The following is a 13,627-nucleotide window of genomic DNA, read 5'->3' on the forward strand; positions in this document are numbered from 1 at the left end:
AGGCCGACGCCGTTGGTCGTCATGGCGATGCGGGGCCGAGGCTCGAGCGCGGCGATGCCGGCGACGAGGTCCACGAGGGAGCGACGCAGGAGGGGCTCGCCACCGGTGAGGCGCACCTGGGTGACGCCGTCGCGGACGAACAGGCCGATGACGCGCAGCATCTCCGCGTCGGTGAGCATCTCGGCGCGCGGCATCCACGGCAGACCCTCCGCCGGCATGCAGTACGTGCAGCGCAGGTTGCACCGGTCGGTGACCGACACCCGCAGGTCGCGCGCCACCCGCCCGAACCGGTCGGCGAGGCCGGTGCCGACGGGCAGCACCGTGGGGTCGGGAAGGCTGGTCATGGCCTCCACTCTAGGCCGGGGTACCGTCAAGACGTGCTCAGACTGTGGTTGACCCGGCGCTGGCTGGTCGGGACCCTCCTCGCGGTCCTCTTCGGCGTCGCGTGCTTCTACCTCGGCCTGTGGCAGTGGCACCGCCACGAGGACAAGCAGGTCAAGGTCGACGCCATCGCCCGCCACTACGACGCCTCGCCGGTCCCGCTGGAGCAGGCCCTCGCGGCAGGCCCGCTCACGCCCGAGCGGCAGTGGACGCGCGTCACCCTGAGGGGCACGTACGCGTCGGGCAGCGACCTGCTCGTGCGCAACCGCACCCTCGACCAGACGGTCGGGTTCGAGGTGCTGACCCCCTTGTCGACCGACGGACACGTCGTCCTCGTCGACCGGGGCTGGGTGCCCAACGCGCAGGACGCCGAGACGACGCCCCCGGCCGACCCCGCCCCCGCGGGCGAGGTCGCCGTGACGGGATGGCTGCGCACCGACGAGCCGAGCCTGGGCCGCGACCTGCCGCACCCCCAGCTGGCGAGCATCGACCTCACCGACGCCCGAGCCCAGGTGCCCGCGCTGAGCCCCCTCGACTGGTACGTCGTCCTCGGCTCCCAGCAGCCCGCCGCGTCGCCGGGCGCCCACCCGGTGCGGCCGCTGCCCCGCCCCGAGGAGGACCTCGGACCGCACCAGGCCTACGCCTACCAGTGGTGGCTGTTCATGCCCGGCGGCGTGGTCTTCGTCTGGTGGGCGATGCGCCGCGAGCTCCTGCTGGCCGACAGCGAGACCGAGGACGGGACCGAGGGCGACATCGAGGGCGACATCGAGGGCGACGGCACATGGCGGCCGGCGCCGGGTGAGGGGTCGGTCGGGCACGTGCCGGTCGGCGTCGACCGCGCCGCCGCTCCCGCCGCCTCGGACCGTCCGTCACGGCCAGCACGTCCGGCCAAGCCGGCCAGACCCAGGAAGGTGCGCATCTGGGACGAGGAGGACGCGTAACCGTCCTCGGGCGCAGATCGCGGGGCGGTGCCGCTCAGACCGCGCGCTCGACGGCCTTCTCGTCGAACTGGGTGGCGTGCAGGTCGGCGTAGAGCCCGCCCCGGGCGAGCAGCTCGGCGTGTCGGCCCGTCTCGACGACACGGCCGTGGTCGAGCACCACGATGAGGTCGGCCTGCCGGATCGTCGAGAGCCGGTGGGCGATGACGATCGACGTGCGGCCCTCGAGGGCGGCGTCGAGCGCGCGCTGGACGGCCACCTCCGACTCGGAGTCGAGGTGGGCCGTCGCCTCGTCGAGCACGACGACGTCCGGCGCCTTGAGCAGCAGCCGTGCGATGGCGAAGCGCTGCTTCTCGCCGCCGCTGAGCCGGTGACCACGGTCACCCACCACCGTGTCGAGCCCCTCGGGCAGCTCCTCGACGAGGTCGCTGATCTGGGCCGCGCGCAGCGCCGTCGCGACCTGCGCCTCGGTGGCATCGGGACGGGCGTAGAGGAGGTTGGCGCGGATCGTGTCGTGGAACAGGTGCGCCTCCTGGGTCACGACCCCGACGCGCTGGCGCAGCGACTCCATCGTCACGTCGCGCAGGTCGAGCCCGCCGATGCGGACGCTCCCGGCACTCGGGTCGTAGAGCCGGGCGACGAGCGCGGTGAGCGTCGTCTTGCCGGCGCCCGAAGGACCGACGAGCGCCACGAGGGACCCCGCGGGCACGTCGAGGTCGATGTCGTGCAGGACGAGACCGCTGCCCCGGCGGTCGCCGGACGCGACCGACTCGAGCGAGGCCAGCGACACCTCGTCGGCGGAGGGGTAGCGGAACGACACGCCGTCGAGCGCGACGCCGAGCGGACCCCTGGGCAGGGCCACGGCGTCGGGTCGCTCCCGGACGAGGGGCTCGAGGTCGAGCACCTCGAAGACGCGTTCGAAGGAGATGAGGGCGGTCATGATGTCCACGCGCACGTTGGACAGCGACGTCAGGGGGCCGTAGAGGCGGGCGAGGAGGGCGGCCAGTGCGAGGAGGGTGCCGACCGAGAGCGTCCCGCCGACGGCCATGACCCCGCCGAAGCCGTAGACCATCGCGGTGGCGAGGGCCGCCACCAAGGTGAGTCCCGCCATGAAGACCGTGCGGTTGACCGCGATCTCGATGCCGATGTCGCGGACGCGTCCGGCGCGCTCGGCGTACTCGGCCTCCTCGCGCGCGGGCGAGCCGAAGAGCTTGACGAGGAGGGCACCGGCGACGTTGAACCGCTCGGTCATCCGGGTGCCCATGTCGGCGTTGACGGTCATCTGGCGGTGGGCGAGCGTCGCGAGACGGCGCCCCATGAGCCGCGCCGGGACGAGGAAGAGCGGCACGAGCAGCAGCGAACCCAGCGTCAGCGGCCAGGAGAGGGCGAACATCGCGCCGACGACGAGCACGACCGACACGACGTTGCTGACGACGTTCGACAGCACCGAGGTGAAGGCCTGCTGGGCGCCGACGACGTCGCTGTTGAGACGCGAGACGAGCGAGCCGGTCTGGGCGCGCGTGAAGAAGGCGATCGGCTGGCGCAGGACGTGGCCGAAGACCTCGGTGCGCAGGTCGTTGATGAGGCCCTCGCCGATGCGCGCGGAGTACCAGCGTGAGACGACCGTGAGCAGCACGTCCACCACCGCGATGGCGGCAACGACCAGGGAGAGCCGGACGACGAGCCCGGAGTCCCTCGGTACGACGCCGTCGTCGACGATCGCCTTGAGCAGGAGCGGGACGGCGACGACGAGGAGCGAGTCGAGGACGACGACGAGGAGGAAGGCCGCGATGGCGCCCTTGTAGGGGCGCGCGTAGCCGAGCACCCGACGCCGGGTGCCGGGCGCGAGGCTCCGCTCGGCGACGGACGAGTCGCGCGACATCGACCGCATCGCCATCCACGGCTGCATCCCCACGGCGACTCCTCCTTGCTCCGCGTCGGCCCTCTCGGACCGGCTGCTCCTCTCCATCCAACCCGCGACCACCGACACCGATTCCCGACACGGGTTCCCGACACCGATTCCCGACACCGTTCACAGCACCCGGCGACGTGCCCCCGCGTCGGAAAGCCCCCGGAGGCCTCGGGGGTGTCAGGACGCGTCGGGAGCGTCGGGACGCATGCGCCCCACCATGCCGAGGAGGAGCCCGGTCTGGGCCTGACGCTCGGCGCGCAGCTGGGTCTCGGCGTCGTTGGTCACGGCGGCGCGCAGCAACGGCTTGAGGGCACGCACCGCCTCGGCGGGGGCCTCGAGGAGGGCCGCGACGAGGGAGGCCGTGGCCTCGTCGAGATCGGCCGCCGGCGCGATCGAGGTCAGCAGGCCCATGGCGTGGGCCTCGGGCGCCGACACCGGTCGGCCCGTGGCACACATCTCCAGAGCCCGGGCGTACCCGACGAGGTGGACGAGCGGACCCGTGCCGCCGAGGTCCGGGACGAGGCCGAGGCTCACCTCACGCATGGCGAACCACGAGTCGAGCGCCGCGACGCGCAGGTCCGCGGCGAGCGCGAGCTGGAGTCCCGCCCCGATCGCGTAGCCGTGCACCTGGGCGACGACGACGGCCGGACACTGCGCCCAGGCCGTGAAGCCCTCCTGGAAGCGCGCGATGCCGTCCTGGACGGACGCGGGGCCGCCGGAGACGAGCGCGAGGACGCTCTCCTCCCCCGGCACGCCCTCGGGCGTGAACATCGCGGTGTCGATGCCCGCCGAGAACGCCGCGCCCTCCCCGCGCAGGACGACGACGCGCACCTCCTCGGGCACCGAGCGGGCCTGGTCGGCGAGCGCCGCCCACAGCGAGGGCGTCTGGGCGTTGCGCCGGTCCGGGTGGTCGAGGACGAGGGTGCGAACGGGGCCGGCCGTCTCGACACGCAGGTGCGGATGGGGCCGGTCGTGCTGCGTCGCGGTCATGCCTCGCAGGCTACCGGCGGGTCACCTCGTCAGGCGGCCGCGGGCAGCCGGGCCGGCAGCACGGCCCGGAGCACGCCCCACCCGGCGACGGACGCCGGCTGGACGACCTCGACCCGGAAGACGCGTGCACAGTCCAGGCACGACCAGGCGGCGGTCGGGTCGGGGAAGGGCGTCACGTCCTCGCCCGCGCAGAACGGGCAGCTGAGGGTGTGGTCGGTCGGCATGTCGAGAAGTGTCACGCCGCCGGGGACGAAAGACAATAACGGTCCATGATGTGACCCATCACAGGCACTTATGAGTCAGGCGAGCGCGATGAGGTCCCGGTAGTCCGGCCCCCAGAGGTCCTCGACACCGTCGGGCAGCAGGAGGATGCGCTCGGGCTCGAGGGCCTCGACCGCGCCCTCGTCGTGGGTGACGAGGACGACGGCGCCTTCGTACGTCTTGAGCGCGCCGAGGATCTCCTCGCGCGAGGCGGGGTCGAGGTTGTTCGTGGGCTCGTCGAGGAGGAGGACGTTGGCGGCCGAGACCACCAGCATCGCCAGCGACAGGCGCGTCTTCTCACCGCCGGACAGCACGCCCGCGGGCTTGTGGACGTCGTCGCCGGAGAAGAGGAAGGACCCGAGCACCTTGCGGACCTCGGTCTCGCCGAGGTCCGGGGCACTCGACTTCATGTTCTCCAGGACGGTCCGCTCGACGTCGAGGTTCTCGTGCTCCTGGGCGTAGTAGCCGAGGCGCAGGCCGTGGCCCGGCTCGACCTCGCCCGTGTCCGGGGCGTCGACGCCGGCGAGCATCCGCAGCAGGGTCGTCTTGCCGGCGCCGTTGAGGCCGAGCACGACGACCTTGCTCCCCCGGTCGATGGCGAGGTCGACGTCGGTGAACACCTCGAGCGACCCGTACGAGCGCGACAGCCCTGAGGCGCGCAACGGCGTCCTGCCGCAGGCAGCCGGTTTCGGGAAGCGCAGCTTGGCCACCTTGTCCTGGACGCGCTCGCCCTCGACGCCGGCGAGGAGGCGCTCGGCACGCTTGGCCATGTTCTGGGCGGCCACGGCCTTCGTGGCCTTGGCACGCATCTTGTCCGCCTGGGCCAGCAGTGCGCCGGCCTTCTTCTGCGCGTTCTGCAGCTCGCGGCGTCGGCGTCGCTCGTCGGTCTCGCGCTGCTGGAGGTAGGTCTTCCAGCTGACGTTGTAGACGTCGAGGGCCGAGCGGTTGGCGTCGAGGTGGTAGACCTTGTTGACCACCGCGTCGAGCATGTCGGCATCGTGGCTGATGACGATGAGCCCGCCCTTGTACGCGCGCAGGTACTCGCGCAGCCACACGATCGAGTCGGCGTCGAGGTGGTTGGTCGGCTCGTCGAGCAACAGGGTCTCGTTGCCGGAGAAGAGGATCCGCGACAGCTCGACGCGTCGCCGCTGGCCACCGGAGAGCGTGCGAAGGGGCTGGGAGAGGATGCGCTCGTCGAGCCCGAGGGCGCTCGCGATCGAGGCTGCCTCGGACTCGGAGGCGTAGCCGCCCTGGGCCTCGAACTCGACCTCGAGGCGCGCGTACTTGCGCATGGCCTTGTCGCGGACCTTCTCGTCGTCGCTGCCCATCCTCACCTCGGCCGCGGCGCGGTCGCGGACGATCGTGTCGAGGCCGCGGGCCGACAGGATGCGGTCCCGGGCGAGGATCTCGAGGTCGCCCGTGCGTGGGTCCTGGGGCAGGTAGCCGACCGCGCCGGTGCGAGTCACGGTGCCCGCGGCGGGCAGCCCCTCCCCGGCGAGGACCTTGGTCAGGGTCGTCTTGCCGGCCCCGTTGCGACCGACAAGGCCGATGCGATCGCCGGAGTCGACGCGGAAGCTGGCGTCCTCCAGCAGCAGGCGCGCCCCAGCACGCAGCTCGATCCCGGTGGCGACGATCACGGCGTTCCTCCTCGATGTGCCGCACTTCGTCAGCGGCCGGACAACCCCACCATTCTAGGAGCGTCGCGAGGGTGCCGCCGACGGGTCGTCCCGCCGCCGGCTCACGTCGTTGCGGAACCAGGCCGGTTGGACGCCGGCGAGGCGGCCGTCGAGGGTGCCCCCGCCGCCCCTGCGGTGCGGTCCCGCACCACGAGCACGATGCCGGCGCCGACGAACGAGAAGGCGGCGCTGACGAGCGCCGCGACGTTCCAGCCGTCGACGAGCCCGGGGCCCGGCGGCCGCGTCGCGTGGCCCGCGGCGAGCACGGAGACGATGGTCACGCCCACGGCCGACCCGATGTAGCGCGCCGTGTTGTTGGCGCCGCTGCCCATGCCGCCCCGGTCCGAGGGGACGCTCTCGACCGCCTCGCGGCCCAGGACCGCGTTGACGAGCCCGCCCCCGGCCCCCGAGACGACGAGCCCCGGCAGCAGACGCGGCCACGTCGTGTCGGTACCGAGGCCGCCGAGCATGAGCAGACCGACGCCGACGCCGCCGAGACCAGCGGCCAGCCGGAGCCGGCCGTCGTACCGAGCCGGCAGTCACCGGGCGAGCAGGGCCGCGGCGACGCTGAACGCCGCCCACACCAGGAACAGCTGGGAGGCGTCCGTGACCCGCATGCAGAGGGCCAGCCCCAGGAAGGCAGGCAGGAAGAACATGAGTCCGATGAGGCCGACGCCGGAGGTGAAGGCCCCGGCGGTTGCACCGAGGAACCGCGGGCTGCGGAAGACCGCGGGCTCCACCATCGGCGCCCGGCCACGGCGCTCGGCGGCGACCACCCCGGCACCACTGAGGACGACCACACCGGCGAGCACCCCGACGGCGGGTCGGGTCCACCCCTGACGGCCGATGACGAGGGCCGCGAGGAGGGCCGTCGATGCCGTCGCGAGGAGCACGGCCCCGAGCGGGTCGAGCCCGCGGGGCGCGGACGCCCGCACCTCCTCGAGCCGGAGCCGTGCCCAGACGGCCAGCCCCAGGCCGGTGAGCGCGAGGAGCCAGAAGACGTCTCGCCAGGACGCCAACGCCTGCAGGTAGGCCGACAGCACGGGGCCCAGGGCGATCCCGGCACCGACGCTCGCCCCCCAGACACCGCTCACCCTGGCTCGGGCCGGACCAACGGGGTGCCAGCGCGCGATGAGGCCGAGGCTCGTCGCGACGACGGCCGCGCACGTGCTCACGACCCGCTCCTGTGTCGGCCGGCCTCACCGCCGGGCCGGGAGGTCCGACGACAGGCCGTCGGACCACTTTACGACCGGGGGCACGGGCGCTCAGTCCTTTCGGCCGAGAGCACCACCGGCCGCATCGATGCGCTCGGGTAGCGTGAGCCCCCGTGACAGCCCCCATCACCGCCCGTGACATCACCGCAGCCGAGCACTTAGCCTGGCTGCGCACGCAGCCGTCCGCGAGCTTCCTGCAGACCCCGGCGTGGGGAGAGGTCAAGCGGGACTGGCGACACGGGTCGGTGGGCTTCTTCGAGGGCGACCGGATGGTCGGCGCGGCGCTCGTGCTCCATCGGTCCCTGCCGCGCATCGGGCGGTCGCTCGCCTACGTCCCGGAGGGTCCGGTCATCGACTGGACCTCCCCGCGTCTCGTCGAGCTGCTCCGCGCACTGCGGGACCACCTCCACGGCAAGGGGGCCTTCGCGCTGCGTCTCGGGCCACCCGTGCCCACGCACCGCTGGCACGCCGCCACCATCAAGGCGGCCATCGCCGACGACGACGTGCGCCGCTACGACGAGGCGACCCCCGACGTCGTCGAGCCCGTCGGCACCGCGGTCGTCGCCGAGCTGGAGCGACTCGGCTTCCGGCACCTCTCGCCCGAGGACGGGTTCGCGGCCGGGCAGCCCGAGTACGTCTTCCAGGTGCCTCTCGCGGGGCGCACCGAGGCCGACGTCCTCGCCGGCATGAACCAGCTCTGGCGCCGCAACGTCAAGAAGACCACCAAGAACGGCGTCACGGTCCGCGTCGGCGACGCGGCCGACCTCGGGACGTTCCACCGCCTCTACGTGGAGACGGCAGAGCGGGACCGATTCACCCCACGGGGACGTGAGTACTTCGAGCACATGTACGCGACGATGTCGGCCGAGGACGCCCAGCGCATCCGGGTGTACCTCGCCGAGCACGAGGGCGATGCCCTCGCCGCGACGATCTGGATCCGCGTCGGTGAGCATGCCTGGTACTCCTACGGCGCCTCGACCGCCGCCAAGCGCGAGCTGCAGGCGTCCACGGCGATCCAGTGGCAGATGATCCGCGACTCCATCGCCGCGGGCGCGACCGTCTACGACCTGCGCGGGATCACCAACACCGTCGCGGCCGACAACCCCCACATCGGGCTCATCCGGTTCAAGGTCGGGACCGGTGGTGAGGCGGTGCGTCTTGCCGGTGAGTGGGATCTGCCGCTGAACCGCTTGCTGTACAAGGCTTTCGACCTCTACATGAAGCGGCGGTGACGGTTCGTGTCCCTGGTGCTGCACGTCGACGGTGAGCGCTGGCGCTCGGCCCACGACCGGTTCGTCGCCGACCGCCCGGGCCTCGTGCCCGTCGTCAAGGGCAACGGCTACGGGTTCGGGCGCGAGCTGCTGTGCGCGGAGGCCGGCCGCCTCGGCGTGCCCATGGTGGCCATCGGCACCTACGCCGAGCTGCCCGAGACCCTCGGCTGGTTCGGCGGCGACGTCCTCGTCATGGAGCCGTACCGGGCGGCCGTCCACGACGGTGTGCCGGAGCTCGCCCACGACCGTGCCGTACACACGGTCACGGCGCGCGAGGACCTCGCGGACCTGCGTGCCGCGAACGCCCGCGCGCGGGTCGTCATCGAGGGACTGACCTCGATGAACCGGTTCGGAACCCCGATGACCGAGGTCGCGGCCCTCGTCGGCGAGGCGGATGCCGTCGGCGTCACGCTGCACCTGCCGCTCGGCAGCGGCCACGTCGAGGAGATCAGCCGGTTCGTCGCCGCCGTCCCCGGCGAGCTGACGTGGTACGTCTCGCACGTCAGCGCGGCGGAGCTCGCCGAGCTGCACCGGCGCCACCCCGGGCTCGAGTTCCGCCCCCGCATCGGCACCGACCTCTGGTACGCCGACAAGGGCTCCTACGAGGTCCGGGCCCACGTCCTCGACGTACGCCGCGTCGGCCGCGGCGCCCGCGCCGGCTACCGGCAGCGTCCGGTGGCGGCCGGCCACCTCGTGGTGGTCAGCGGCGGCACGTCGCACGGCGTCGCCATGGAGAGTCCCGCCTCGGCCGCCACGGCCCGGTCGCGCGCCGTGGCGGTCGCCGAGGGAGTGCTCGAGGCTGCGCACCGCGTCCGGTCGCCCTTCACCGTCTCGGGCACGATGCCTCGCTTCGCGGAGCCGCCCCACATGCAGTGCAGCATCCTCACCCTCCCCGACGGCGTCACTCCGCCGCAGGTGGGCGACGAGGTGACGGTCCGGATGCGCCTGACGACGACGACCCCCGACGCCGTCGTCGTGTCCTGACGCGTGCCCTGACGCGTGTCCGGACGCGAGCCCGGACCCGCCGGTGGGTACGGCCTCACCAGATCGAGACGGACGGGCCCAGGCCCGGCTGACCCAGCGGACCGCGACGCCCCGGGGCGCCGGTCCCGAGCCACAGGAGCAGCCCGATGACCTTCAACGACAACGCGCAGCTGGACACCTCGCAGGTCGAGAGCGGACGTGGCGGCAGCTTCGGCGGCGGAGGCGGGGGGATCCCCGGCGGCATCCAGGTCGGGGGCGGCATCGGCGGCCTCATCGTGCTCGTCCTGCTGCTCATCTTCGGGGGCGGACGGCTCCTCGGCGGGGGCGACTCCGGCGACACCGGCGTCGGGGGCCTGCCGGCCCAGCGGCTCGACAACAGCCAGGTCGCCGCGGCCGGGCAGGTCGACCAGGGAGAGTTCTCCCGGTGCAGGACGGGCGCGGACGCCAACCGGGACGACGTCTGCCTCGTCGTCGCGACGGTCAACAGCGTCCAGGACTACTGGACGAAGACGCTGCCGAAGTACCAGGTGAACTACGAGCCGGCCAAGACGGTCATCTACCAGGGCCAGACACCCTCCGGCTGCGGCACCGCGAACTCGCAGGTCGGGCCGTTCTACTGCCCCCTCGACGGCAAGGTGTACATCGACGCGAGCTTCTTCGCCGAGCTGCAGAGCACGTTCGGGGCAGACGGCGGCCAGCTGGCCAAGGAGTACGTCGTCGCGCACGAGTACGGCCACCACATCCAGGACCTCCTCGGCATCCTCAACCGGGCCCAGCAGGACCCGCAGGGCCCGAACTCCGGCTCCGTGCGCATGGAGCTCATGGCCGACTGTCTCGCGGGCACGTGGGTCAAGCACGCCACCGAGACCACCGACCAGAACGGCACGACGCTGCTCAAGCCCATCACCGAGTCCGACATCAGGTCCGCCCTGTCGGCCGCCGCCGCCGTCGGCGACGACCGCATCCAGGAGAAGATGCAGGGCCGCGTCACCCCGGAGTCCTGGACCCACGGGTCGGCGAAGGCCCGGCAGGCGTGGTTCACGCAGGGCTACCGCACCGGCGACATCAACCAGTGCAACACCTTCGGCGTCGAGTCGGTGAGCTGACGCACCGAGCAGCTCAGGGCGCGTCGGGCTCGGTGAGCTCGACCCACACCGCGCGGCCGCGTCGCAGGGCGCTGTCCAGCACGTCACGGCGTGGGTCGGGCAGGTCGTAGAGCTCGCGCAGCGGCAGGTCGCGCAGCGCCCGCAGGGCCGACGCGTCGAGGACCTGCCGGACGAGGCGCCGGTCGCCGCCGACCACGAGGCCGCGCGGGAGCCCGGGTGCAGCGGAGGCGGGCGACTCGTCGCCGCCGAGCAGCACCCGGCGCGCATGCCCGACGACGGCCTCGACGAGCTCGTCGGCCTGCTTGCCGCGCCGTCGCGCGAACCGCTGCTGCGACCAGCCGCCGGCTGCCGTGCGCGACTGGACGTGCCGCGTCCCGACCTTCGAGCCACGCCACGCGCCGTCGACGGCCAGCCCGACCGCGTACCCACCGCGCCGAACGAGCACGACGCCGAGCGGGTCGTGGGAGAACGGCGTGGCCACGAGGGTGGATCCGTCGGCCGCCCGCGCGGACACGACGACGCCGCCGGGAGCGGTCTCCTCGGCGGCGTCGTAGAGGCCGTGGCGCTCGGCGAACCCGGCCATCCAGCGGTCGAACCGGTCGGGGTCGACCTCGATGACCCGGCTGCCCACGGTCAGGTCGCGTTCAGGGTGCGGCTCAGAGGTTGAAGCCGAGGGCGCGCAGCTGCTCGCGGCCGTCCTCGGTGATCTTGTCCGGGCCCCACGGCGGCATCCACACCCAGTTGATCCGGTGGGAGGCGACGAGGCCCTCGAGCGCCTGCGCGGTCTGGTCCTCGATGACGTCGGTGAGCGGGCACGCGGCGGAGGTCAGCGTCATGTCGATGACGGCGTGCGCCTGCGCGTCGACGGTGATGCCGTAGACGAGCCCGAGGTCGACGACGTTGATGCCGAGCTCGGGGTCGACGACGTCGCGCAGGGCCTCCTCGACGTCGGCGACGTTGGTCGGGGTGGTGGTCTCGGTCATGACGACACTCCCTGGGTCGGTCGGTGGGTGGGTCGGGCAGGTCGGGTGCTGTCAGCGGGGGCGGTGGAGGCCTCGCCGATGTCGACGCCGGCGCGGGCGAGCGCGTCGGTGAAGGCGGTCCAGCCGAGCAGCGCGCACTTGACGCGTGCCGGGTACTTCGCGACGCCGGCGAAGGCGACGCCGTCACCGATGACCTCCTCGTCACCGCTCAGGGTGCCCTTGGAGGTGAGCATCGCGCGCATCGCGGCGAAGGTCGACAGCGCCTCGGCCACGGGTCGGCCGATGACCTCCTCGGCGAGGACCGACGAGCTGGCCACCGAGATCGAGCAGCCCCGGGCGTCGTACGACACGTCGCGCACGACCGCGTCGGCGCCCTCGCCCGCGACCTCGACCCGCAGGGTCACCTCGTCGCCGCACGTCGGGTTGATGTGGTGCACCTCGGCGTCGAACGGCTCGCGCAGACCCGCGTGGTGCGGCCGCTTCGAGTGGTCGAGGATGAGCTCCTGGTAGAGGTCCATCAGCTCGCCTCCCTCGCGTCGTCGGCCTCGCCGCGCAGCGCCCGCGCGTCGTGGCGGGCCTCGAGGTCGGCGTCGGGGTCGGAGTCGAGGTCGGTGCCGGTCACGTCGATGCCGAAGATCCGGGGCACGCGGTCGAGCGCCGCGAGCAGGGCCCGGACGTCGTCGGGACCGTTGTGCACGCCGAACGACGCGCGCGTCGTGGCCGTGGCGCCGAGGACGCGGTGCAGCGGCCACGCGCAGTGGTGGCCGACGCGCACGGCGACGCCGGCGTCGTCGAGCACCTGCCCGACGTCGTGCGCGTGGACGCCCTCGACGACGAACGCGACGGCCCCGCCGCGCTCGACACCGCGTGCCGGGCCGACGACGCGTACCCAGGGGCGCGCGGCGAGCCCGCGTTGGAGCAGGTCGACGAGAGCGGCCTCGTTCGCGTGGACGCGGTCGATGCCGATGGACTCGATCCAGCGCACGGCCGCGGCGAGGCCCACTGCCTGTGCGGCGTTGGGCACGCCGGCCTCGAACTTCTGCGGTGCAGGGGCGTACGTCGAGCGCTCCATCGTGACGAGCTCGATCATCGAGCCGCCCGTGAGGAACGGCGGCATCACGTCGAGCAGCGCACCGCGACCCCAGAGGACGCCGACGCCCATCGGGCCGTACATCTTGTGGCCGCTGAACGCGATGAAGTCGGCGCCGAGCGTCGCGACGTCGACGGGCAGGTGCGGCACCGACTGGCACGCGTCGACGACGACCAGCGCACCGACGGCGTGGGCGCGCTCCGCCAGCTCGGTCACGGGGTTGACCGTGCCGAGCACGTTGGAGACGTGCGTGAAGGCGAAGACCTTGGTGCGCTCGGTGAGCAGGTCGCCGAGCCCGTCGAGGAGCAGGGCGCCGTCCTCGCCGACCCGCACCCAGCGCAGGGTCGCGCCCGTGCGACGGGCGAGCTCCTGCCAGGGCACCAGGTTGGCGTGGTGCTCCATCTCGGTGACGAGGATCTCATCCCCGGGACCGAGCACGAAGCGCTCGTCCTTGGGGTCGTCGGTGGGCGCGGCGTTGGAGAACGCGTACGCGACGAGGTTGAGGGCCTCCGTGGCGTTCTTGGTGAAGACCACCTCGTCGGACGGCGCGCCGATGAACGAGGCGATGGTCGCGCGGGCTGCCTCGAAGTCGTCGGTCGCCTCCTCGGCGAGCTGGTGCGCGCCGCGATGGACCGCGGCGTTGCGCTGCTCGTAGAAGGCGCGCTCGGCGTCCAGGACAGCGGTCGGCTTGTGCGACGTCGCCCCCGAGTCGAGGTAGACCAGCGGCCTGCCGTCGCGCACGGTGCGCGCGAGGATGGGGAAGTCACCGCGGATCGCGGCGAGCTCCCCATCCGTGAACGGCAGGACGTCAGTCATCGGGC

General features: G+C 72.9%; 15 protein-coding genes. 4 read left to right on the forward strand and 11 right to left on the reverse strand.

The window, feature by feature from the left end; translation table 11 throughout:
• Window positions 1–344, reverse strand: a 344-nt coding sequence (locus tag ACPYOM_RS03530; RefSeq protein ID WP_481344902.1) for a radical SAM protein, incomplete at its 3' end; no start/stop codon positions are given.
• 33 nt (window positions 345–377) lie between these two features.
• On the opposite strand from ACPYOM_RS03530, the gene ACPYOM_RS03535 reads away from it, so the two are divergent.
• The gene (locus ACPYOM_RS03535; RefSeq protein ID WP_481344903.1) at window positions 378–1,322 is read left to right on the forward strand and encodes an SURF1 family cytochrome oxidase biogenesis protein; all 945 of its coding nucleotides are present in this window, start codon (window positions 378–380) and stop codon (window positions 1,320–1,322) included.
• Between the two features lie 34 nt (window positions 1,323–1,356).
• On the opposite strand, the gene ACPYOM_RS03540 is transcribed toward ACPYOM_RS03535, so the two are convergent.
• From ACPYOM_RS03540 to ACPYOM_RS03565, 6 genes are all read right to left on the reverse strand, one after another.
• Window positions 1,357–3,228, reverse strand: coding sequence for an ABC transporter ATP-binding protein (locus ACPYOM_RS03540; protein WP_481344932.1), 1,872 nt, complete (start codon window positions 3,226–3,228; stop codon window positions 1,357–1,359).
• A 180-nt stretch (window positions 3,229–3,408) separates the two neighbouring features.
• Window positions 3,409–4,221 (reverse strand): enoyl-CoA hydratase/isomerase family protein, encoded by an 813-nt coding sequence (locus ACPYOM_RS03545; RefSeq protein WP_481344904.1) that lies wholly within the window; start codon window positions 4,219–4,221, stop codon window positions 3,409–3,411.
• Between the two features lie 29 nt (window positions 4,222–4,250).
• On the reverse strand, window positions 4,251–4,445 hold the full coding sequence (locus ACPYOM_RS03550; protein ID WP_481344905.1) for a hypothetical protein: 195 nt from the start codon (window positions 4,443–4,445) through the stop codon (window positions 4,251–4,253).
• A gap of 75 nt (window positions 4,446–4,520) precedes the next feature.
• Window positions 4,521–6,119 carry an ABC-F family ATP-binding cassette domain-containing protein gene (locus ACPYOM_RS03555; RefSeq protein ID WP_481344906.1) on the reverse strand — a complete coding sequence of 533 codons (1,599 nt, stop codon included), beginning with the start codon at window positions 6,117–6,119 and terminating at the stop codon, window positions 4,521–4,523.
• Between the two features lie 101 nt (window positions 6,120–6,220).
• Complete coding sequence (locus ACPYOM_RS03560) at window positions 6,221–6,628, reverse strand: hypothetical protein (RefSeq protein WP_481344907.1); 408 nt, start codon at window positions 6,626–6,628, stop codon at window positions 6,221–6,223.
• 69 nt (window positions 6,629–6,697) lie between these two features.
• Window positions 6,698–7,333, reverse strand: a complete 636-nt coding sequence (locus tag ACPYOM_RS03565) for an MFS transporter (RefSeq protein WP_481344908.1) — start codon at window positions 7,331–7,333, stop codon at window positions 6,698–6,700.
• Window positions 7,334–7,485: 152 nt separating this feature from the next.
• On the opposite strand from ACPYOM_RS03565, the gene ACPYOM_RS03570 reads away from it, so the two are divergent.
• The 3 genes from ACPYOM_RS03570 to ypfJ all read left to right on the forward strand — a co-directional run bounded on the left by ACPYOM_RS03570 (window position 7,486) and on the right by ypfJ (window position 10,733).
• A complete protein-coding gene (locus tag ACPYOM_RS03570) occupies window positions 7,486–8,604 on the forward strand; it encodes a lipid II:glycine glycyltransferase FemX (RefSeq protein WP_481344909.1) in 1,119 nt (372 codons plus the stop codon).
• Between the two features lie 6 nt (window positions 8,605–8,610).
• Complete coding sequence (locus ACPYOM_RS03575) at window positions 8,611–9,627, forward strand: alanine racemase (RefSeq protein ID WP_481344910.1); 1,017 nt, start codon at window positions 8,611–8,613, stop codon at window positions 9,625–9,627.
• 146 nt (window positions 9,628–9,773) lie between these two features.
• Window positions 9,774–10,733, forward strand: coding sequence for a KPN_02809 family neutral zinc metallopeptidase (ypfJ, locus tag ACPYOM_RS03580; RefSeq protein ID WP_481344911.1), 960 nt, complete (start codon window positions 9,774–9,776; stop codon window positions 10,731–10,733).
• Window positions 10,734–10,746: 13 nt separating this feature from the next.
• On the opposite strand, the gene ACPYOM_RS03585 is transcribed toward ypfJ, so the two are convergent.
• Genes ACPYOM_RS03585 through ACPYOM_RS03600 form a run of 4 tightly spaced genes read right to left on the reverse strand, consistent with a single transcriptional unit; the run spans window position 10,747 to window position 13,622 of the window.
• On the reverse strand, window positions 10,747–11,364 hold the full coding sequence (locus ACPYOM_RS03585; RefSeq protein WP_481340724.1) for an acVLRF1 family peptidyl-tRNA hydrolase: 618 nt from the start codon (window positions 11,362–11,364) through the stop codon (window positions 10,747–10,749).
• A gap of 25 nt (window positions 11,365–11,389) precedes the next feature.
• Window positions 11,390–11,716, reverse strand: coding sequence for a metal-sulfur cluster assembly factor (locus tag ACPYOM_RS03590; protein ID WP_481340725.1), 327 nt, complete (start codon window positions 11,714–11,716; stop codon window positions 11,390–11,392).
• The gene (gene sufU, locus ACPYOM_RS03595) at window positions 11,713–12,234 is read right to left on the reverse strand and encodes a Fe-S cluster assembly sulfur transfer protein SufU (RefSeq protein ID WP_481344912.1); all 522 of its coding nucleotides are present in this window, start codon (window positions 12,232–12,234) and stop codon (window positions 11,713–11,715) included. Before sufU ends, ACPYOM_RS03590 begins: the two co-directional genes overlap by 4 nt.
• A complete protein-coding gene (locus tag ACPYOM_RS03600) occupies window positions 12,234–13,622 on the reverse strand; it encodes a SufS family cysteine desulfurase (RefSeq protein ID WP_481344913.1) in 1,389 nt (462 codons plus the stop codon). Before ACPYOM_RS03600 ends, sufU begins: the two co-directional genes overlap by 1 nt.
• Window positions 13,623–13,627: the final 5 nt, after the last annotated feature.

This window comes from Monashia sp. HAY1-2A, from assembly GCF_056755315.1.

What these genes read in the sequence shown, in the direction of transcription:
- ACPYOM_RS03540 (WP_481344932.1), bottom strand. Translation starts at nt 3,228, where the DNA reads ATGCAGCCGTGGATGGCGATGCGGTCGATGTCGCGCGACTCGTCCGTC.
- ACPYOM_RS03545 (WP_481344904.1), bottom strand. Translation starts at nt 4,221, where the DNA reads ATGACCGCGACGCAGCACGACCGGCCCCATCCGCACCTGCGTGTCGAG.
- ACPYOM_RS03550 (WP_481344905.1), bottom strand. Translation starts at nt 4,445, where the DNA reads ATGCCGACCGACCACACCCTCAGCTGCCCGTTCTGCGCGGGCGAGGAC.
- ACPYOM_RS03560 (WP_481344907.1), bottom strand. Translation starts at nt 6,628, where the DNA reads ATGCTCGGCGGCCTCGGTACCGACACGACGTGGCCGCGTCTGCTGCCG.
- ypfJ (WP_481344911.1), top strand. Translation starts at nt 9,774, where the DNA reads ATGACCTTCAACGACAACGCGCAGCTGGACACCTCGCAGGTCGAGAGC.
- ACPYOM_RS03590 (WP_481340725.1), bottom strand. Translation starts at nt 11,716, where the DNA reads ATGACCGAGACCACCACCCCGACCAACGTCGCCGACGTCGAGGAGGCC.
- sufU (WP_481344912.1), bottom strand. Translation starts at nt 12,234, where the DNA reads ATGGACCTCTACCAGGAGCTCATCCTCGACCACTCGAAGCGGCCGCAC.
- ACPYOM_RS03600 (WP_481344913.1), bottom strand. Translation starts at nt 13,622, where the DNA reads ATGACTGACGTCCTGCCGTTCACGGATGGGGAGCTCGCCGCGATCCGC.